Origin of the sequence: Streptomyces sp. MP131-18 (genome assembly GCF_001984575.1) — a bacterium.
Taxonomy (GTDB): domain Bacteria; phylum Actinomycetota; class Actinomycetes; order Streptomycetales; family Streptomycetaceae; genus Streptomyces; species Streptomyces johnsoniae.
Genome location: NZ_LZNS01000001.1, coordinates 5083346 through 5103488 on the forward strand (window position 1 = coordinate 5083346; position 20143 = coordinate 5103488).

The 20143-nt window shown below is 73.0% G+C and carries 17 protein-coding genes; 10 read left to right on the plus strand and 7 right to left on the minus strand.

What is annotated here, in order from left to right; all coding sequences use genetic code 11:
• Positions 1-140: 140 nt before the first annotated feature.
• From STBA_RS23100 to STBA_RS23120, 5 genes are read right to left on the minus strand one after another with little or no spacing between them, the layout of a single operon-like run.
• On the minus strand, positions 141-1448 hold the full coding sequence (locus tag STBA_RS23100) for a DUF58 domain-containing protein (RefSeq protein WP_077061072.1): 1308 nt from the start codon (positions 1446-1448) through the stop codon (positions 141-143).
• Complete coding sequence (locus tag STBA_RS23105) at positions 1448-2413, minus strand: MoxR family ATPase (RefSeq protein WP_077061073.1); 966 nt, start codon at positions 2411-2413, stop codon at positions 1448-1450. The genes STBA_RS23100 and STBA_RS23105 overlap by 1 nt, the downstream gene beginning before the upstream one ends.
• Positions 2410-3648 (minus strand): DUF4350 domain-containing protein, encoded by a 1239-nt coding sequence (locus STBA_RS23110; protein WP_077061074.1) that lies wholly within the window; start codon positions 3646-3648, stop codon positions 2410-2412. Before STBA_RS23110 ends, STBA_RS23105 begins: the two co-directional genes overlap by 4 nt.
• Positions 3645-4310, minus strand: a complete 666-nt coding sequence (locus STBA_RS23115) for a DUF4129 domain-containing protein (protein ID WP_077061075.1) — start codon at positions 4308-4310, stop codon at positions 3645-3647. Before STBA_RS23115 ends, STBA_RS23110 begins: the two co-directional genes overlap by 4 nt.
• Positions 4311-4314: 4 nt before the next feature.
• Positions 4315-5541, minus strand: a complete 1227-nt coding sequence (locus STBA_RS23120; protein WP_077061076.1) for a hypothetical protein — start codon at positions 5539-5541, stop codon at positions 4315-4317.
• A gap of 143 nt (positions 5542-5684) precedes the next feature.
• On the opposite strand from STBA_RS23120, the gene mtnA reads away from it, so the two are divergent.
• The 7 genes from mtnA (at position 5685) to STBA_RS23155 (ending at position 13781) form a co-directional block, all read left to right on the plus strand.
• A complete protein-coding gene (gene mtnA / locus STBA_RS23125) occupies positions 5685-6779 on the plus strand; it encodes an S-methyl-5-thioribose-1-phosphate isomerase (protein WP_077061077.1) in 1095 nt (364 codons plus the stop codon).
• Positions 6776-7453, plus strand: a complete 678-nt coding sequence (mtrA, locus tag STBA_RS23130) for a two-component system response regulator MtrA (protein WP_077061078.1) — start codon at positions 6776-6778, stop codon at positions 7451-7453. The genes mtnA and mtrA overlap by 4 nt, the downstream gene beginning before the upstream one ends.
• Positions 7454-7574: 121 nt before the next feature.
• Positions 7575-9272: an MtrAB system histidine kinase MtrB gene (mtrB, locus tag STBA_RS23135; protein WP_079252456.1), complete on the plus strand. Its 1698-nt coding sequence runs from the start codon at positions 7575-7577 to the stop codon at positions 9270-9272.
• Positions 9262-11121 (plus strand): LpqB family beta-propeller domain-containing protein, encoded by a 1860-nt coding sequence (locus STBA_RS23140; RefSeq protein WP_079252457.1) that lies wholly within the window; start codon positions 9262-9264, stop codon positions 11119-11121. The genes mtrB and STBA_RS23140 overlap by 11 nt, the downstream gene beginning before the upstream one ends.
• A gap of 109 nt (positions 11122-11230) precedes the next feature.
• Positions 11231-11947, plus strand: a complete 717-nt coding sequence (locus STBA_RS23145) for a phosphoribosyltransferase family protein (protein WP_077063528.1) — start codon at positions 11231-11233, stop codon at positions 11945-11947.
• Positions 11948-12073: 126 nt separating this feature from the next.
• Positions 12074-12916 carry a ribosome-associated translation inhibitor RaiA gene (raiA, locus tag STBA_RS23150; RefSeq protein WP_253195269.1) on the plus strand — a complete coding sequence of 281 codons (843 nt, stop codon included), beginning with the start codon at positions 12074-12076 and terminating at the stop codon, positions 12914-12916.
• A gap of 145 nt (positions 12917-13061) precedes the next feature.
• The gene (locus STBA_RS23155) at positions 13062-13781 is read left to right on the plus strand and encodes a response regulator transcription factor (protein WP_366510925.1); all 720 of its coding nucleotides are present in this window, start codon (positions 13062-13064) and stop codon (positions 13779-13781) included.
• 59 nt (positions 13782-13840) lie between these two features.
• Here STBA_RS23155 and STBA_RS23160 read toward each other — a convergent pair whose 3' ends face one another.
• Positions 13841-15046: a crosslink repair DNA glycosylase YcaQ family protein gene (locus STBA_RS23160; RefSeq protein ID WP_077061081.1), complete on the minus strand. Its 1206-nt coding sequence runs from the start codon at positions 15044-15046 to the stop codon at positions 13841-13843.
• Positions 15047-15348: 302 nt separating this feature from the next.
• On the opposite strand from STBA_RS23160, the gene secA reads away from it, so the two are divergent.
• The gene (secA, locus tag STBA_RS23165; RefSeq protein WP_077061082.1) at positions 15349-18192 is read left to right on the plus strand and encodes a preprotein translocase subunit SecA; all 2844 of its coding nucleotides are present in this window, start codon (positions 15349-15351) and stop codon (positions 18190-18192) included.
• 61 nt (positions 18193-18253) lie between these two features.
• On the opposite strand, the gene STBA_RS23170 is transcribed toward secA, so the two are convergent.
• On the minus strand, positions 18254-18670 hold the full coding sequence (locus STBA_RS23170) for an Rv3235 family protein (RefSeq protein ID WP_077061083.1): 417 nt from the start codon (positions 18668-18670) through the stop codon (positions 18254-18256).
• A gap of 153 nt (positions 18671-18823) precedes the next feature.
• Here STBA_RS23170 and STBA_RS23175 point away from each other — a divergent pair, with 153 nt between their 5' ends.
• Together STBA_RS23175 and STBA_RS23180 are read left to right on the plus strand one after the other, a co-directional pair.
• Positions 18824-19327, plus strand: coding sequence for a hypothetical protein (locus STBA_RS23175; protein WP_077061084.1), 504 nt, complete (start codon positions 18824-18826; stop codon positions 19325-19327).
• A gap of 34 nt (positions 19328-19361) precedes the next feature.
• A complete protein-coding gene (locus STBA_RS23180; protein ID WP_077063530.1) occupies positions 19362-20024 on the plus strand; it encodes an HAD family hydrolase in 663 nt (220 codons plus the stop codon).
• The last annotated feature ends 119 nt before the right edge of the window (positions 20025-20143 follow it).

The following is a 20143-nucleotide window of genomic DNA, read 5'->3' on the forward strand; positions in this document are numbered from 1 at the left end:
GATGGTACTGCACGGGGGACCGTGTGGGAGAGTAGGACACCGCCGGACAATTATTGGTAAATGGGCCTTGTGAGAAGGTTTTTCCTTCTCACAAGGCCCATTTTCTTGTGCTCTGTTGTGCCCTGGATCGTGCCGTGGGCTCACAGCCTGCCGGATGCCTTGAGGGACAGGTAGGCGTCGGCGACCGCGGGGGGCAGGTCCTCCGGCGGGGCCTCGACCACGGTGACGCCGAACCGGCGCAGCCGTGCCGTCGTGTGCTCGCGTTCCTGTGCGTGCTGGGCGGCCGCCGCCGCCTCGTACACGCCGGGGACCGTACCGCGCGTGCCCGCCATTTCGGCGATGCGCGGGTCGCCCACCGCGGCCACCAGCACGGTGTGCCGGTGGGTGAGCTGCGGCAGCACCGGCAGCAGGCCGGCTTCGACCGGGGCGCGGTCCAGGCCCGTGAACAGCACGATCAGGGACCGGCGCGGGGCGCCCGCGAGGGCCGCCGCCGACATGGCCCGCATGTCGGTCTCCAGCAGCGCGGGGTGGAGCCGGGTCATGGCCGCCACCGTGGCGGGCAGCATGTCGCCGCCCGTTCTGCCGCGGACCGAGGCCCGGACCGTTCGGTCGAAGGCCAGGAGGTCGACGCGGTCGCCGGCCTGCGAGGCGAGTGCGGTCAGCAGCAGGGCCGCGTCCATGGCGGCGTCGAGGCGCGGGGCGTCGCCGACGCGGCCCGCCGAGGTGCGGCCCGTGTCGAGCACGAGGAGCAGGTGCCGATCACGCTCCGGGCGCCAGGTGCGGACGGCGACCGTGCTCTGCCGCGCGGTGGCCCGCCAGTCGATCGAACGGACGTCGTCCCCCGGCACGTAGTCGCGCAGGCTGTCGAACTCCGTGCCCTCACCGCGGGTCAGCAGCGTGGTGCGGCCGTCGAGTTCGCGCAGGCGGGCCAGTTTGGCCGGCAGGTGCTTGCGGCTGGCGAACGGCGGCAGGACCCGCAGCGTCCACGGCACCGCGTGGCTGCCCTGGCGGGCGGCCAGGCCGAGGGGACCGTGGGACCTGACGGTGACGCGCACCGCCAGGTGGTCGCCGCGGCGCGTCGGGGAGAGCACGGTCGTCAGCCGGCGCCGTTCGCCCGCGGGCACGGTCAGCCGGTGGCGGGCCGCGGCGAACTGGGTGCCGGGCCGCCAGCTGCTCGGAGGCCAGGCGTCGCGCAGCTCGGCGCGCAGCGGGCGGGCCGCCGGATTGGCCACGGTGAGCTGGACTTCCGCGTCCTGGCCGAGGCGCACCGAAGTGGCGCCCGCGCGTTCCAAACGCAGGGTGCGGACCGGCGCGGCGCGGGCCAGGTCGTACAGGACCGCGGCGAGCAACGGCAGGGCGACGGCCAGGACGCCGTGCCAGCCGGGCAGCAGGCCCACGACGAGGGAGCCGAGCGCGGCGAGCAGCGCGGTGCGGCCGGTCAGGGCCATCAGCGGGGAACCGGTACGCGGGCGAGCAGGCCGGTGATGACGCTGTCGGCGGTGATGCCCTCCATCTCGGCCTCGGGCCGCAGCCGGACGCGGTGGCGGAGGGTCGGCAGGGCGAGCGCCTTCACGTCGTCCGGGGTGACGTAGGCACGGCCGGAGAGCCAGCCCCAGGCGCGGGCGGTGGCGAGGAGGGCCGTGGCGCCGCGCGGTGAGGCGCCGAGGGCGAGCGAGGGCGATTCGCGGGTGGCGCGGCACAGGTCGACGACGTAGGCGGTGACCTCGGGGGAGACCGTGACCTGGGCGACGGCGGCGCGCGCCGCGGCGAGTTGGTCCGGGCCCGCGACCGGCCGGACGCCCGCGGCGGACAGGTCGCGCGGGTCGAAGCCGGCGGCGTGCCGGGTCAGGACGTCGATCTCCTGGTCGCGGGCGGGCAGCGGCAGGATGAGCTTCAGCAGGAAGCGGTCGAGCTGCGCCTCGGGCAGCGGGTAGGTGCCCTCGTACTCCACCGGGTTCTGCGTGGCGGCGACCATGAACGGCTCGGGCAGCGGACGCGGGCTGCCCTCGACGGACACCTGGCGTTCCTCCATGGCCTCCAGGAGCGACGCCTGCGTCTTGGGCGGGGTGCGGTTGATCTCGTCGGCCAGCATCAGGTTGGTGAAGACGGGCCCGGCCTGGAAGGAGAACGCGGCGGTGCGGGTGTCGTAGATCAGGGAGCCGGTGACATCGCTCGGCATCAGGTCGGGGGTGAACTGGACGCGTTTCGTGTCGAGTTCGAGGGCGGTGGCGAGGGTGCGGACGAGGAGGGTCTTGGCGACGCCGGGAACGCCTTCGAGGAGGACGTGCCCGCGGCACAGGAGTGCGACGACGAGGCCGGTGACGGCGGCGTCCTGGCCGACGACGGCCTTGCCGATCTCGGCGCGCAGGGCTTCGAGGGCCGCGCGCGGGCCTTCTGGTGTCGGTGCGGTCACGAGCGTGGGTCCTTGCCTTTCCGGTTCGTCTGCGGTGTGCCGGTGCCGTTCGTCCGGGGAGTGACGCGGCGTTCGAGGGCGTCGAGGTCGTCCGCGAGGCGGACCAGCGCCGTGTCGTCCGGCGGGGGCGGGCCGAAGAGCAGCGCGTGCACGGCCTGCGGGGTGTCGTCCGTGTGCGCGGCGACGGCGGCGGGCAGCGCCTCGGGGGCGTGCGTCCGGTCCGGGGGGACGCCGACGAGCGGGGCGAGTCGGCTCCTGGCCGCGGCGCGGAGGGCGTCGGCGGCGCGGTCGCGGGCGCCCGCCTGGTGGTAGAGGCGCGCGTGCCCCTCGGTGGTTTCCGCGGCGCGCGCGGAGACGGGCAGGGGTTCGGTGAGGACGGGGCCGAGTCGGCGCGCGCGCCAGAGGGCGGCGAGCGCCGCGGCGATGCCGAGTTGCAGTGCGGCCCAGCGCCAGCCGGGGTCGAGGAGGCCGGTGAGGCTTTCCTCGTCGCCCGCGTCCGGGGCCTCGTCGGGGGTGGGCAGGTACCAGACGAGGTGGGTGCGGTCACCGAGAAGCTGGAGGGCGAGGGAGGCGTTGCCGTGCTCGTCGAGGTGTTGGTTGTACAGGAGTTCGGGGGAGCCGAGGATGACGGTTTCGCCGCCGTCGGTGCCCGAGGGGAGTGTGGCGAGCGTGGGCAGGGCCGCGGCGTGGTAGCAGGCCGTGGCGTCGGCGAGGGCCGGGGCGGCGGTGAGGTCGTAGCGGTGGCCGCCGAGGAGAACGCTGCCGGCGCGCCGGGCGGGGCCGGCGGCGCAGTCGGGCTCGCGTTCCTCGACAGGAACGGAAGCCTCGGCGGTGACGCCGGGCGCGAACGCGTCGAGCGCGGCCTGGCCGGGCCCGAGGAGAACGGTGCGGCCGCCGCTGTCCGCCGCGGCCGGGGCGAGCGTGGCGCGGGCGCCGTCGGTGAGGGCCTCGGGGCGGGCGACCAGCAGCGTGGTGTCGGGCCCTGCCGCGGCGGCGGCCTCGCGGGCGGTGGTGACCAGGGTGGTGTCGATGCCGCGGTCGTCGAGGAGCTCGGCGATGGCGCGGCTGCCGGTCTGGGTGGCGGAGCGGGGGTGGAGGGTGCCGCTCTCGCCCGCGCCGAACAGGGCGATGAGCAGGCCCGCGACGATCAGCAGGGCGAACGCGATGACGAAGCCGCGGGCGCGGCGCACCAGTTGGCGGGCGGTGGGGGAGACGGCCGTGTCCGTGGTCGTCATGGCCGCGCCCAGGAGGGGGTGGCGGTCAGGTCGGGTTTGGTGCGGGCGAGGTCCTGGTCGAGGGTGCGCAGGTGCTCGTAGTCGGCGGGTGCGGCGGGCTGTGCGCCGTAGGTGACGGCGTCGAACGCGGCGGCGGCCGTGTGCAGGGCGGCGGTGAGGCCGGGCAGCGGGCGGGCGGCCTCGTCGGCGGCCTCGTGCGCGGTGCGGCCGGGGCGGGGGTCGAGCAGGGCACGTTCCTCAAGGGAACGGACGACGGCGCGCATGCGTTCCTGCACCGCGGGTGTCCAGTGGGCGGCGCGGGCGTGCTCCTCCGCGGCGGCGCGGTGCTCGGCCGCGGTGCGCGGGCGGTCGGTGAACACGGCGCCCGGGCGGCGGCCGGCGGCGTTGCTCAGGGCGCCGAGGCGCAGGCGGAGGAGGATGGCCAGGGCGACGACGACGGCGGCGATGACGAGGAGGCCGACCCAGCCGCCGGGGGTGGCGAAGGCGGCCGATTCGAGGACGCCGAAGATCCGCTCCCACAGCCAGTCCCAGACGCGGCGGGCCAGGCCCGGCTCGTGCTCGGTGTAGATCTGCCGGGACAGTTCGCGTTCCGCGTCCTCGGCGGCCGGGGCGCGGTCCACGACGACGGGGGGTCCCGGATCGTCGGCCCGCGGCAGCGCCATGGGGTCAGCTGCCCTGCGGCGGGGTGCCGACGCCGGCGGCGCGCGCCAGCTCGATGTCGAGGCCCTCGCGGCGGATGCGCTGGTCGATGTAGAGCAGGGCGGTCACGCCGGCGCTGACGGGCAGCGTGATGGTGGAGGCGATGACCGCGCCGATGCCGGAGACCGCGAGGTAGGTCCAGGACATGTCGCTGACGGTGCCCTCGAAGAAGCTGTCCGCGCCGTTGCCCGCGACGATGCCGGCGATCATCGAGGTCGGGAACTCGATGATGCTGCCGACGACGGTGAGCAGCACCACGACGAGCAACTGGATGCCGAAGACACGCCACCAGGAGCCGCGGACGAGCTTGGCGGACCGGCGCAGGGCGGCGATGACGCCCTGGCGTTCCAGCATGAGGGCGGGCGCGGCCAGGGAGAGGCGCACCCAGAGCCACACGGCGAGGACGATGCCGCCGATGGTGGTGAGGACCGTGAATCCGGCGCTGCCGGTGAGGACGCCGACGAGTACCGGGACGGCGACGGCGAGCGCGGCGATCAGCGGGACGAGGAGGACGAGGCCGAGGAGGCGGAGCAGGCGGCTGCGGGAGTCCTGCCACGCCTCGGCGAAGGAGACGCTGCGGCCCAGCACGGCGCGGCTGACGACGATGGTCAGCATGGCGGTGGCCAGGACGCTGCCGAGGATGGTGATGAGGCCGGTGACGGAGCCGAACGCGGCCAGGTCGCCGAGCGCGTCGCGCAGCTGTTCGTCGGTGGGGTTGGGGTTGTCCTCGAGGGCGGCGAGGCCGGAGGAGTCGCTGACCCACAGGCGCATGGCGACGGCGGCGATCAGCTGGGTGACGATGGCGATGCCGAGGGCGATCGCCAGGACGGTCCGCCAGTGGGCGCGGGTGGTGGAGACCGCGCCGTCGAGTATTTCCCCCACGCCGAGCGGGCGCAGCGGGATGACGCCGGGTTTGGCGGCGAACGTGTGCGGGTGCCAGCCGCCCCAGCCGCCGGGCTGGTGCGGGCCGCCGCCCCAGCCGGGCTGCGGCTGGGGGTGGTGGGGCTGGTGCGGCGGGGGCGGTGCGGCGCCCCAGCCCTGCGGCTGGGCCGGCGGCTGGGACGGGGGTGGTGACTGGGCTGGGGGTGGTGACTGGGGCGGCTGAGGCTGCGGCGCCTGCGGTGGGCTGCCGTCCTCCGGGCCGCGTTCCGGCGGGGGGGAACCGGGGGAAGCCCAGCCCGGCGTGTCGCTCACGGTTTCTCCTCGGTCGCTTCGCACCTTTGTTGCCGTCAGGTTCCTGGGGCCCCATCGTGCCATGGCGCTCCGTCCGGTGCGTCCGTGTGGTCCTGCCGTGCCCTGACCTTCTCTCGGCACTGCCCGGCGGGCAGACTGGGCCAATGGCTGATCTGAGACTCCCCGCCCTGCGCTGGGCAGAGCCGCCCGAAGGGCCCGTTCTCGTACTGCTCGACCAGACCCGGCTGCCGGCCGAGGAGGCGGAGCTGGTGTGCACGGACGTGCCGGGGCTCGTCGCGGCGATCCAGTCGCTCGCGGTGCGCGGCGCTCCGCTGCTCGGCATCGCCGGGGCGTACGGGGTGGCGCTCGCGGCGGTGCGCGGCTACGACGTGACGGAGGCGGCGCGGCAGCTCGCGGAGGCGCGGCCGACCGCGGTGAACCTGGCCTACGGGGTCGGGCGGGCCCAGGAGGCGTACCGTTCGGCGGGCGGGGACGGCGAGGCGGCGGCGCGGGCCGCGCTGGCCGAGGCGCGGGCGCTGCACCGCGAGGACGCGCAGGGCAGCGAACGGATGGCCGGTGCGGGGCTCGGTCTGCTGAGCGAGCTGCTGCCCGGCGGGGGCTACCGGCTGCTGACGCACTGCAACACCGGCGCGCTGATCTCCGGGGCGCACGGCACGGCGTTCGCCGTGGTGCGGGCGGCGCATCTGGCGGGCGAGCTGCGGCGGCTGTGGGTGGACGAGACCAGGCCGCTGTTGCAGGGGGCGCGGCTGACGGCGTACGAGGCGGCGCGCGAGGGGATGCCGTACGCGGTGCTGCCGGACGCGGCGGCGGGGTCGCTGTTCGCGGCGGGCGAGGTGGACGCGGTGCTGATCGGCGCGGACCGGATCGCGGCGGACGGTTCGGTGGCCAACAAGATCGGCAGCTATCCGCTCGCGGTGCTCGCGAAGCACCACGGGGTGCCGTTCATCGTGGTGGCGCCGGTGAGCACGGTGGATCTCGCGACGCGGGACGGCGCGGCCATTCAGATCGAGCACCGGCCGGGGCAGGAGGTGACGGAGGTGCGTCCCGGGGTGCCGGTGGCGCCGGTCGGGGCGCAGGCGTACAACCCGGCGTTCGACGTCACGCCGCCGGAGCTGGTGACGGCCATCGTCACGGAACGGGGCGTGGTGGCGCCCGTCGACCATGGAAACCTGACGAATGTGTGTTCCGAAACACGTTCGTCCGAGTCGGGAACAGGCAGTGGGATGATGAAGGCATGAAGGGACGCGTACTCGTCGTCGATGACGACACCGCTCTGGCGGAGATGCTCGGCATCGTGCTGCGCGGGGAGGGGTTCGAGCCGTCGTTCGTGGCTGATGGCGACAAGGCTCTGGCCGCTTTCCGCGAGATCAAGCCGGATCTGGTGCTGCTCGACCTGATGCTGCCGGGGCGGGACGGCATCGAGGTGTGCCGGCTGATCCGGGGCGAGTCCGGGGTGCCGATCGTGATGCTGACCGCCAAGAGCGACACGGTGGATGTCGTGGTCGGCCTGGAGTCCGGGGCCGACGACTACATCGTGAAGCCGTTCAAACCGAAGGAGCTGGTCGCCCGGATCAGGGCGCGGCTGCGGCGTTCCGAGGAGCCGGCTCCCGAGCAGCTGGCCATCGGCGATCTGGTGATCGACGTGGCGGGGCACTCGGTGAAGCGGGGCAGCCAGACGATCTCGCTGACGCCGCTGGAGTTCGATCTGCTGGTGGCGCTGGCGCGCAAGCCGTGGCAGGTCTTCACGCGTGAGGTGCTGCTGGAGCAGGTGTGGGGCTACCGGCACGCGGCGGACACGCGTCTGGTGAATGTTCATGTGCAGCGGCTGCGTTCGAAGGTGGAGAAGGACCCGGAGCGTCCGGAGATCGTGGTGACCGTGCGCGGCGTGGGGTACAAGGCGGGATCCAGCTGAGGTGAGCGACCGGGTGTGGTGGCACAGCCCCCGGCTGCTGTCGGAAGGTGCGACGGGCAGCCGGGCGCAGCCCGCTATCCGGATATTCGGGCGCTGGGCCCGTGGGCCGCTGCTGTCGGTGATGCGGCTGTGGCGGCGCAACATCCAGCTGCGGGTGGTGGCCAGCACGCTGCTGCTGTCGATGGCGGTGGTGCTCGTGCTGGGGGTGGTGGTGATCGGCCAGGTGCGCAACGGGCTGCTCGAAGCGAAGCGGCAGACGGCGCAGAGCCAGGCCGAGGGTGGTTTCGCGGTGGCGGAGGACTTGAGCAGGGCGGCCGGCGAGGAGGGGGAGGGCGCCGGGCAGGCGGAGGACGCGGGGAACTGGATGAACCAGCTCGTCGGGCAGCTCGCCTCCGGCGGCCAGGGCGTGTTCTCGGTGGTGGCGATGCCCTCGGAGCTGTCGGGCTCGCCGTTCGCGGAGGAGCCGGTGTCCGCGCCGCGCGGGCCGCGGGTCTCGCTGGAGCTGAACCTGCAGGAGAGCATTTCCGAGGAGCTGCGGCAGGCCCTCGACGGCAACCGGTCGGTGCACCGGCAGTACGGGTCGATCGTGCAGCAGGACGGCAGCTCGCAGGCCGGTCTGATCATCGGCAGGCGGCTGACGGACAACCAGGGCAACCAGTACCAGCTGTACTACCTGTTCCCGTTCACGCAGGAGGAGAAGTCCCTCAGCCTGGTCACGGGCACGATCGCGACGGCCGGGCTGTTCGTCGTGGTGCTGCTCGGCGCGATCGCGTGGCTGGTGGTGCGGCAGGTGGTCACCCCGGTGCGGATGGCCGCGCGCATCGCGGAACGGCTCGCGGCCGGGCGGCTCCAGGAGCGGATGAAGGTCAGCGGCGAGGACGACATCGCGCGGCTGGGCGAGTCGTTCAACAAGATGGCGCGGAACCTCCAGCTCCAGATCCAGCAGCTGAAGGAGCTGTCGCGGCTGCAGCGCCGCTTCGTGTCCGACGTCTCGCACGAGCTGCGGACGCCGCTGACGACGGTGCGCATGGCCGCGGACGTCATCCACGAGACGCGCGGCGACTTCGATCCGGCCACGGCGCGGTCCGCGGAGCTGCTGCTGAGCCAGCTCGACCGGTTCGAGTCGCTGCTGGCCGACCTGCTTGAGATCAGCAGGTTCGACGCGGGGGCCGCGCACCTGGAGGCGGAGCTGACGGACCTGCGGGACGTCGTGCACCGCGTCGTGGAGGGCGCGGAGCCGCTGGCGGACCGCAAGGGCGGCCGGCTGCTGGTGCGGGGCGGCGCCGTGCCGGTGGTCGCGGAGGTGGATCCGCGGCGGATCGAGCGGGTGGTGCGCAATCTCGTCGTCAACGCCATCGAGCACGGCGAGGGCAAGGACGTGGTGGTGCGGATGGCCGCCGCGCCGGACGGCGGGGCGGTCGCGGTCGCGGTGCGCGACTACGGCATAGGGCTGCGCCCCGGCGAGGCGGACCGCGTGTTCAGCAGGTTCTGGCGGGCCGACCCGGCGCGGGCCAGGACGACGGGCGGCACCGGGCTCGGCCTGTCCATCGCGGTGGAGGACGCGCACCTGCACGGCGGCCGTCTTGAGGCGTGGGGCGAGCCGAACGGCGGCGCGCAGTTCCGGCTGACGCTGCCGCGGAACGTGGGCGGCGCGCTGAGCGGCTCGCCGCTGCCGCTGGAGCCGGCGGATTCGCGGGCCCGCAGGGCGGCCGCGGCCGGTGCCGCGCAGCGGCCCGCCGCGGTGGCGGCGGGCGGCGGAGGCGTGGCGCCTGGCGCGGCGGGCGGCCGGGACGGCAGGGAGGGCGGCCATGGGGACTGACCGGATCGGGATAGGCCGGGCATCGCGCCGGGGGCGGGGCCGGGCGCGCCGCCGCCGGGTGGCCGTCGGCCTGTTGGCCGCGGTGCTGCTGCTGACGGGCTGCGCGTCGATGCCGGGCAGCGGGCCCGTTCAGGAGGTGCAGGTCACGCCGCGGCAGGAGGGCGAGTCGCAGGTGCTGGTGTACGGCGTGCCGCCGGAGGAGGGCATGCTGCCGCAGCAGATCGTGCAGGGCTTCCTTGAGGCCGTCACCAGCGACGACGTCAACTTCGACACCGCCAGGCAGTACCTGACGCCGGAACGGGCCGGGGAGTGGGACCCGTTCGCGCGGACGACGGTGCTCGCGGAGGGGCCGCTGCCCAGCAGCCCGGGCCGTGACCCCGCCCGGGTGGAGCTGACGGGCGACCGGCTGGCCACGGTGGACGAGACGCACGTGTACTCGCCGGAGGAAGGCACCTACCGCGCGACGTTCGGGCTGCGGCGGGTCGACGGCGAGTGGCGGATCGACGCGCTGCCGGACGGGCTGGTGATGGGCGAGCCGGACTTCCGGCGCATCTACCGGTCGGTGGACACGTTCCACTACGCGAACCTGGGCAGCGAGCAGCAGCGCGTGGCCGAGGGCGGGGACGTGCTGGTGCCCGACCCGGTGTACGTGCGCCGCCGGATCGATCCGGTGGGGGATACGGTGCGCGCGCTGCTCGACGGGCCGGGCGCCTGGTACGGGCCGGTGGTCGAGTCCGGGTTCCCCGAGGGCACGTCCCTGGCGGACGAGCCGCCGTCGATCGACGATTCGGGCGCGCTGAGCGTGCGCCTCGACGGGGTGCCGGCCGACTGGCCGCGGGAGCGCTGCGAGCGGATGGCGGTGCAACTGCTGCACACCGTGCAGGAGGTGGCGTCGCTGGAGCTGACCGAGGCGCGGGTGCTGTCCGCCGGGGGCTCGCGGCTGTGCGCCGTGAGCCGTTCGGAGGTGCCGGAGCCCGGCTCGCTGGACGGTGACGTGGCCCGCGCGTACTTCCTGGACGAGGAGAACCGGCTGGTGTCCGTGGTCGAGGACGGCACCGCGGTCCGGCCGGTCAGCGGGGCGCTCGGCAGCGTCGAGGCCGAGCTGCGCAGCGCGGCCGTCAGCCGGGACGGCGACACCGCGGCGGGCGTCTCGCTCGACGGGGCGCGGCTGCACGTGGCGTCGCTGGCCAGGGGCGGCGCGGAGAGCGACCTGGTGCTGGAGAGCACGTCGACTGGGGAGGACGCGGGGCTGAGCGCGCCGAGCTGGGACGGGCTCGGCGATCTGTGGGTCGCGGATCGCGGCCCTTCAGGTTCGCGACTGCTGCGGCTCGACGGCGGCAGCGGTGAGGCGCGGACGGTGCCGGTGACGGGCCTCGGACCCGACGAGCGGATCGAGTCGCTGCGGGTGGCGTCGGACGGCGTGCGGATCGCGCTGCTGATCAGCGACGGCGACGGGCTCACCACCCTCCAGATCGGGCGCATCGAGCGGGCCGACGGGGAGGGCGCCGGGGAGAGCGAAGGACCGGTCGTCGTCAATGCGCTGCGCACCGTCGCCCCGCAGCTGGAGGACGTGACCGCGGCGTCGTGGGCGGGCGACAGCCGTCTCGTGGTCGTGGGCCGGCCGTCGGACGGCGTTCCGCAGCTCCAGTACGTGCTGACCGACGGTTCGTCGTCGAACGCGCCGGCGATTCCCGGGCCTTACGACGTGACGGGGGTGGCGGCGGCCGAGGACGAGTCGCTGCCGCTGCTGGCGGAGACCGGCGAGGACGTGGCGCAGCTGCGGGAGGACGCGCAGTGGAAGCTCATCACGAACACGGGTACCGGCTCGGCGCCGGTGTACCCGGGCTGAGCCCCACCCGTCCGGGTCGTACTCCTGCGGAGGGGGCGCGCTCCTGAGGGGATCTCACTCCTGAGGGGAATGGGCGCGGGCGTTCCGTTCCGGCAGGGTTGGCGGTGTGCTGCGGGGATGGTGGCGGGAGGTCGGCCAGCTGGTGCTGCCGACGGAGTGCGCGGGCTGCGGTGCCGCGCGCGGCGTGCTGTGCGCGGCGTGCCGTGCCGCGCTGTGCGGCGGCCCCGCGCGGCGGGTGCGGCCCGTTCCCGAGCCGACCGGGCTACCGCCGGTATACGCGGCGGCGTGGTACACGGACCAGCCGCGCGCGGTGCTGCTGGCCCACAAGGAGCGCGGGGCGCTGCCGCTGGTGCGCCCGCTGGGCCGGGCGCTGGCCCTCGGCGTCCGGGCGGCCGCGCGGGGCTCCGGCGCGGCCGGCGCCGGGGGCGGGCGGGTGCTCGGCCTGGTGCCGGTGCCGTCGGCGCGGTCCGCGGTGGCCGGGCGGGGCCACGATCCGGTGCGCAGGATCGCCCTGGCGGCGGCCGGGCAGCTGCGCCGGGAGGGGTGCGCGGTGCGGGTGCGGCCCGTGTTGCGGCAGGTGCGCCGCGTGGCCGATCAGAGCGGGCTCGCGGCGGAGCGGCGCCGGGCCAATCTGGCGGGCGCGCTTGCGGTGCGTTCCGGGGCGCTGACCTCGGGTGATGCGGTGGTGCTCGTGGACGATCTGGTCACCACGGGCGCCTCGCTCGCGGAGGCGGCGCGGGCGGTCCGCGCCGCGGGCGGGCGGCCGGTCGGCGCGGCCGTGATTGCCAGCCCTCCGATCGGGTGGATTTTGCGTACGCGTGGGTAGGGGTCCCGTTCCACGGCTCGCGGAGGTACGTTCGGTGGTAGGGAGCATGCTCGCCATTCCGGCATAAGTGCAGAGAGATCCCATTTCACACCTGACCGCCTTCCGATCTTTACCCCCGTGATGCAGGTGGGTGTTGATCTTCCTCTCGGGGGAAGAGGAGGTGAAAGTCGTAACCCCGTGGTAACGCCGGGTTGGCGCCGAGGACACCGGCGCCTCCGGACCAAGTGCACGAAGGGCGCGCCCGGCCATCGACGCCTGGGCCGCCCGGGAACGGAGTTCTGCGTGGACATCGTCGTCAAGGGCCGCAAGACAGAGGTGCCGGAGCGATTCCGGCGGCACGTGGCCGAGAAGCTGAAGCTGGAGAAGATCCAGAGGATCGACGGCAAGGTGACCCGCCTCGACGTGGAAGTGTCCAAGGAGCACAATCCGCGTCAGGCAGACCGTTCCGACCGGGTGGAGATCACGCTTCGCCACCGCGGTCCGGTCGTCCGGGCGGAGGCTTCGGCCGCCGATCCGTACGCCGCGCTCGACCTGGCCGTGGAGAAGCTGGAGTCGCGGCTGCGCAGGCAGCACGACAAGCGCCGCACGCGCCGCGACCGCACCCCGGCCAGCGAGGTCGCGGCGCTCATGCCGGACGCGGCCCAGTTCAACGGCAACGGTGAGCTGGCGGCGCGCGAGCCGGAGCAGTCGGCGCCGCGGGTGCGGCGGCAGGGCTCGGTGGTCGTCGAGGGCGATGGGCCCCTGGTGGTGCGGGAGAAGACCCACCGGGCGGGCCTGATGTCCTTGGAGCAGGCGCTGTACGAGATGGAGCTGGTCGGCCACGACTTCTACCTCTTCGTCGACAGCGAGACCAAGCAGCCCAGTGTCGTGTACCGCAGGCACGCCTACGACTACGGTGTGATCCACCTGGAGACCGACCCGCTGGCCGATGTCGCCCCTGAGCAGGCGGGAGGCGCGCTCGGCGGCTGAGCCCGGGCACGTCCCCGGGTGCTTCCCCTGGCCGGATCACGGGTCTGGCCAGGGGTGTCGCCATGGAATCATGGGGTTGCCGACGGTGGCGGTCGTGTAACGAACGGCAGGGGGAGGAACCATGGTGGACACCTTCGGACCCGCGATGTCCCAGGGGCGGCGGCACATCGAGCGTTCCGGTCCGGTGCGTGAGCAGCGGGAGCCGATCCGGGTCCTGGTGGTGGACGACCACGAGTTGTTCCGGCGCGGTCTGGAGATCGTGCTCGCGCAGGAAGAGGACATCTCCGTCGTCGGGGAGGCGGGGGACGGCGCGGAGGCCGTGGAGAAGGCGGCGGACCTGCTGCCGGACATCGTGCTGATGGACGTGCGCATGCCGCGGCGGGGCGGGATCGAGGCGTGCACCTCGATCAAGGAAGTGGCGCCGAGCGCGCGCATCATCATGCTGACGATCAGCGACGAAGAGGCCGATCTCTACGACGCGATCAAGGCGGGGGCCACCGGCTATCTGCTGAAGGAGATCTCGACGGACGAGGTGACCGCGGCGATCCGGGCGGTGGCGGACGGCCAGTCGCAGATCAGCCCGTCGATGGCGGCGAAGCTGCTCACCGAGTTCAAGGCGCTGATCCAGCGCACGGACGAGCGCCGTCTGGTGCCCGCGCCGAAGCTGACGGACCGCGAGCTGGAGGTGCTCAAGCTCGTCGCCACCGGCAAGAACAACCGGGACATCGCCAAGGACCTGTTCATCAGCGAGAACACCGTGAAGAACCACGTGCGCAACATCCTGGAGAAGCTGCAACTGCACTCCAGGATGGAGGCCGTGGTGTACGCGATGCGGGAAAAGATCCTCGACCTCGGCGGCGGCTAGGCCAGGCGACGGGGCCTGGCGGGTGGGAGCGGCCTGGTGCCGCCGGGCCGTGGTGCGTTTCAGATCGTCACGCGGCGCACCTCCCCGGACAGCGCGTCGTGCAGCTCGACGGGGGTCGTCCGTTCCACTTTGATCTCCGTGCAGCCCACCCAGCGGGCGGCCTCCGCCAGGGCCTCGGCCATCGCCGGTATCGATGTCGCCGCCCGGGCCGGCCCGCCCTCGAAGGCGGCGTGCCTGGCGACGAGCGTGGTGCCCTCGCGGGCCGGGTCCACCCGGCCGAGCAGCCTGCCGCCGGACAGCAGCGGCATTGAGAAGTAGCCGTAAATGCGCTTGGGCCTGGGGACGTACGCCTCCAGCCGGTGCACGAAGCCGAAGATCCGCTCCGTGCGCGGCCGGTCCCAGATCAGGGAGTCGAACGGCGAAAGCAGCGTGGTGCGGTGCCGCCCGCGCGGCGGGGTGGCCAGGGCCGCCGGATCGGCCCACGCCCGGTGCCTGCCGCCCCGCCCCTCGGGGCCGTCCCAGCCCGCCACATCGACGCGGACCAGGCCGGTGTCCTCGATCACCGACTCGACCTGCGCGGCCGACAGCCGGTGGTAGTCGGCGAGATCGGCCTGCGTGGCCACGCCCATGGCCGCCCCGGCCTGGGCGACAAGACGCCGCAGGCACTCCGCGTCGGTCAGTGTGTCGTGGTAGAGGCCGTCCGGCACGGCGCGCTCGGCCAGGTCGTACACCCGCTTCCAGCCGCGCCGCCGCATGCACACCACGTCGCCGAGCATCAGCGCCCGCTCGACCGCGATCTTGGTGTCGCTCCAGTCCCACCAGGGGCCGCCGTTCTTCGCGCCGCCGAGGTCGGTGGCGGTGAGCGGGCCCTCGGCGCGCAGCTGGTCGAGCACCCTGTCGTAGGAGCCGGCCGGCAGGTCGTCGTGCCACGGCCCGCGCGAGCGGTAGGCGCGGCGGCGGAACGCGAACAGCGGCCACTCCTCGATCGGCAGCACGCAGGCGGCGTGCGACCAGTATTCGAACGCACGGTCCCCCGACCAGTACGCCTCCTCCACCGCCTGCCGGCCGACCGCGCCGAGGCGGGCGTACGGCAGCAGCTCGTGGGAACGGGCGAGCACCGAGATGGTGTCCAGCTGGACCGCGCCGAGGCGGCGCAGCACGCCCCGCACCCCGGCTCTGCGGTCCGCGGCCCCGAGCAGTCCCTGGGCGCGCAGGGCGATCCTGCGTGCCTCGTCGGCGGCGAGTGGCAAAACGGCGGAAGTCATGCGAGGGATCGTAGAGCCGACCACTGACACTCCTTGCGGCACTCGCATACCATGGCCGGTGCGGCGGGGCCATCTCGCTGTACCCGCGCTTTCCCCCAGACCGCGCTAGGGCCTGTCGTTCGGATCTTCGTGGACCAGGTCGCGTTGTCAGGTGCGGTGCATCGCAAGGCGGAGGATCGCAGCTCGTACTTGGCCGTACTTGCGCGATGCGACAACGCAGCGAGGTGCCGTAGCTGGCAGCGCGGGCCCGCGAAGATCCGAACGACAGGGCCTAGGCCCGACCGGCAAGGAGACCAGCCCTCGTGTCCGTCTTCAACAAGATCATGCGTGCAGGCGAAGGCAAGATCCTGCGCAGGCTCCAGCGCATCGCCCGGGATGTGAACTCCATTGAAGACGATTTCCTCGATCTTTCGGATGCCGAGCTCCGGGCGCTGACGGACGAGTACCGGCAGCGTTATGCCGACGGGGAGAGCCTGGACGACCTGCTGCCTGAGGCGTTTGCCACCGTGCGGGAGGCGGCCAAGCGCGTGCTGGGCCAGCGGCACTACGACGTGCAGATGATGGGCGGCGCCGCGCTGCACCTGGGCTACGTCGCGGAGATGAAGACCGGTGAGGGCAAGACGCTGGTCGGCACCCTCCCCACATATCTGAACGCGCTGTCGGGCGACGGGGTCCACCTGATCACGGTCAACGACTACCTGGCGCAGCGCGACTCGGAGTGGATGGGCCGGGTGCACCGTTTCCTCGGTCTTTCGGTCGGGTGCATCACCGCGGGCATGACGCCGGCCAAGCGCCGTGAGCAGTACGCCTGCGACATCACGTACGGCACCAACAACGAGTTCGGCTTCGACTATCTGCGCGACAACATGGCGTGGTCGAAGGAGGAGCTGGTCCAGCGCGGGCACAACTACGCGGTCGTCGACGAGGTCGACTCCATCCTGATCGACGAGGCGCGGACGCCGCTGATCATTTCGGGCCCGGCGGACCAGGCGACGAAGTGGTACGCGGACTTCGCCAAGCTGGTGAAGCGCCTGGAGCGGGGCGAGCCGGCGGTGCCGACGCGGCAGGAGCCGGAGACCGGCGACTACGACGTGGACGAGAAGAAGCGGACCGTCGCGATCCACGACGCGGGCGTCACCAAGGTCGAGGACTGGCTGGGCATCGACAATCTCTACGAGTCGGTGAACACGCCGCTGGTCGGCTACCTGAACAACGCGATCAAGGCCAAGGAGCTCTACAAGAACGACAAGGACTACGTCGTCCTGGACGGCGAGGTCGTGATCGTCGACGAGCACACCGGCCGCATCCTGGCGGGTCGCCGCTACAACGAGGGCATGCACCAGGCGATCGAGGCGAAGGAGGGCGTCAAGATCAAGGACGAGAACCAGACGCTCGCCAAGATCACCCTTCAGAACTACTTCCGCCTCTACGGCAAGCTGTCCGGAATGACCGGTACGGCGATGACGGAGGCCGCCGAGTTCCACCAGATCTACAAGCTCGGCGTGGTGCCCATCCCGACCAACCTGCCGATGGCGCGCGCCGACCGGTCGGACCTGATCTACCGCACGGAGGTCGCGAAGTTCTCCGCGGTCGTGGACGACATCGCCGAGAAGCACGAGAAGGGCCAGCCGGTCCTGGTCGGCACCACCTCGGTGGAGAAGTCGGAGTACCTCTCCCAGCAGCTGAACAAGCGCGGTGTGCGGCACGAGGTGCTGAACGCGAAGAACCACGAGCGGGAGGCCGCGATCGTCGCCAAGGCGGGCCGCAAGGGCGCCGTCACGGTCGCGACGAACATGGCGGGCCGCGGTACCGACATCAAGCTCGGCGGCAACCCCGACGAGATCGCCGAGGACGAGCTGCGGGGCAAGGGCTTCGACCCGGTGGAGAACGCGGAGGAGTGGGCGGCCTCGCTGCCGCAGGCGCTCGAGCGGGCGCAGAAGGCGGTGGAGACGGAGTTCAAGGAGGTCAAGAGCCTCGGCGGGCTCTACGTGCTGGGCACGGAGCGGCACGAGTCGCGGCGCATCGACAACCAGCTGCGCGGCCGTTCCGGCCGCCAGGGCGACCCGGGCGAGTCCCGGTTCTACCTGTCGCTCGGCGACGATCTGATGCGGCTGTTCAAGGCGCAGATGGTCGAGCGCGTGATGTCCATGGCCAACGTGCCGGACGACGTGCCCATCGAGAACAAGATGGTCACCCGCGCCATTGCCTCGGCGCAGGGCCAGGTCGAGCAGCAGAACTTCGAGATCCGCAAGAACGTTCTGAAGTACGACGAGGTGCTCAACCGGCAGCGCGAGGTGATCTACAGCGAGCGCAAGCGCGTGCTGGAGGGTGAGGATCTGCACGAGCAGGTGCGCTTCTTCATGGACGACACGATCGAGGCGTATGTGCGCGCGGAGACCGTGGAGGGCTTCGCCGAGGAGTGGGACATGGACCGGCTGTGGGGCGCGTTCAAGCAGCTCTACCCGGTGCACGTGACGGTGGAGGAGCTGGAGGAGGAGGCCGGCGGACGGGACGGCCTGACGCCGGAGTTCATCGTCGACTCCATCAAGGAGGACGTCCACCAGCAGTACGACAAGCGCGAGGAAGAGCTGGGCTCCGAGGTGATGCGGGAGCTGGAGCGCCGCGTGGTGCTCTCGGTCCTGGACCGCAAGTGGCGTGAGCACCTGTACGAGATGGACTACCTCCAGGAGGGCATCGGCCTGCGCGCGATGGCGCAGCGGGACCCGGTGGTGGAGTTCCAGCGCGAGGGCTTCGACATGTTCACCGCAATGATGGAGGGCATCAAGGAGGAGTCCGTCGGCTATCTGTTCAACCTGGAGGTCCAGGTGGAGCGGCAGGTCGAGCAGGTGCCGGTGCAGGGCGGGGAGAAGCAGCCCGCCGAGGAGGCGCAGGACGCGGTGCCCGCCGGTGCGGGGCGCAGGGCCGCGGCCCCGGCGATCAAGGCGAAGGGCCTCGAAGTGCCCAAGCGGGCGGACCGGCTGCACTTCTCGGCGCCGAGCGTGGACAGCGCGGGCGGGGTCGTGGAGGGCGATTTCGCCGCGGATGCCGCCGCCGCCGAGGACACGGGCGCGAACGCGGGTGCCACGACGGGCGGGCGCGCGGAGCGGCGCAAGGCGCAGAAGGGCGGCCGTCGGCGCAAGAAGTAGCCGCCGGAGCGAGGACGGTGCGCGGCGCCCGGGGCCTGACGGTCCCGGGCGCCGCGCGTTGTCAGGGCACGGTGTCCAGCTCGACGGCGCAGCACTGCCAACGGCCGTCGCCCGGCCTGCGTTCGAGGCGGAAGGCGAGGGCCCGCGTGCGTTCCCCGGCGCTGATGCGGGCGAACGCCTCGATGGCCTCGTCGCTCGGCCGGCAGACGCCGACGCCGCCGACCGCGGGCGCCCGGCCGCCGGGGGGCGGGCGCAGGGGCGCATGCGGCGCGAGGGCGCTCAGCTGCTCGTACGCCGGCGCGCGGGCGTGGCCGAGGAGGACGTGCACGGGACGCTGCCCGCTGAGCACCAGAACGAGCTGTTCCGCGAACCAGTCCTGCGGTCCGCGGCCGCGCGGACGTGAACGGCGGCCTGGGCCGCGGGAGTCGGTGCGTGCGTCGGTGCGGCGCCGCGGTCCGCGGCTGCCGGGCTTGGTCATGTGTCCCACCCCGATTGAAGCTACCGGTCGGTAACTAGAGCGGAGTGTAATGATGCAGTCACGGAGAGGCAAGGCGGGGTTGCCTGGTACAGTGAGCCAGCTCTGGGGTCGGACAGAAAGTCGGACGGAAAGTCAGGCAGAAGGCAGTAGTTCATGCGCGTCTACGTTCCGCTCACGCTCTCCCTGCTCGCCCGGGTGCACAAGGACGGGCAGATCGGCCCGGCGCCGCTGACCGCGTACGCCGTCACTCCCGGGCTGCGCGAGTGGTACCTCTCGGGTAACGAGGAGGAGTTGGAGTACGCGGCCCTCAGCCGCGCCGCCCAGTCCTCGCTGCGGCTGCTCGCGATCGATCCCACGGTGCCGAGGCGGCGCGTGGTCGTCGCCGCGGACGTGCCCGACCGCACGGCGGCCGCCGATCCGGACCGCGCGCTCGAGCCGGACGCGCTGGGCGAGGTACGGCTGACCGAGCCCGTTCCGCTGGCGGTTCTCGCCGCCGTGCACGTGGACGCGCCGGATGCGGAGCCCGACGTCACCGCGGCCGCGGCGGCCGTGGGCGCGGCCGATCTCGGCGACGACGACGCCCGGTTCACGGTGGACGGCGCGGCCGACCACGAGCTGTTGTGGTACGGCGTGCAGGAGATCGACAGCCTGGTGTAACCCGTTGTCAGTGGCGCGACGTACCGTCTGCGGCATGGGTGCGCACATCGTCTGGGACTGGAACGGAACGCTGCTGCACGACATCGAGGTCGTGATCGCGGCCACCAACGCCTCGTTTGCCGAGATAGGCATGCCGTCGATCACCCTGGAGCGGTACCGCGACCTGTACTGCGTGCCGATTCCCCGCTTCTACGAGCGACTTCTCGGCCGTCTTCCCACGGACGAGGAGTGGGCGGTGATGGACGCCACGTTCCACCGGCACTACTTCGCGCGGGCCGACACGGCGGCGCTCGCCGAGGGCGCGGCGCGGCTGCTCGCCGACTGGCAGGCGGCCGGGCGCACTCAGTCGGTGTGCTCGCTCGCCCCGCACGAGCGGCTGCTCCCGTGGGTCACGCGGCTGGGTATCCAGGGTCATTTCCTGCGCGTCGACGGGAGCACGGGAGACAGCATCGTGACCGGCAAGGCCGCGCAGATGGCCCGCCATCTCGCGGCCCTCGGCGGCGTGCGCCCGGAGCACGTGGTGGTGATCGGCGATGCCACGGACGATGCGACGGCCGCGGCGCACGCCGGGGCGCGGGCGGTGCTGTACACGGGGGGTTCGCACAGCAGGCGCAGCCTGCTCGTGGCCGGGGTGCCGGTCGTCGACAGCCTCGCCGAGGCCGTGGCCGTGGCGGAGGAGCTGGCCGCCCAGGTCTGAGGCGCGCGCCGGGCGTGCGCTGCCCGCGCGGAGGGCGCGCAGCGGACAGTCCGCTTTTCATCCGGCGGTGAGGCGTTCGTCAAGCGCGGAGCGTAGCCTGGCCCAGTGATCAGTGCGAT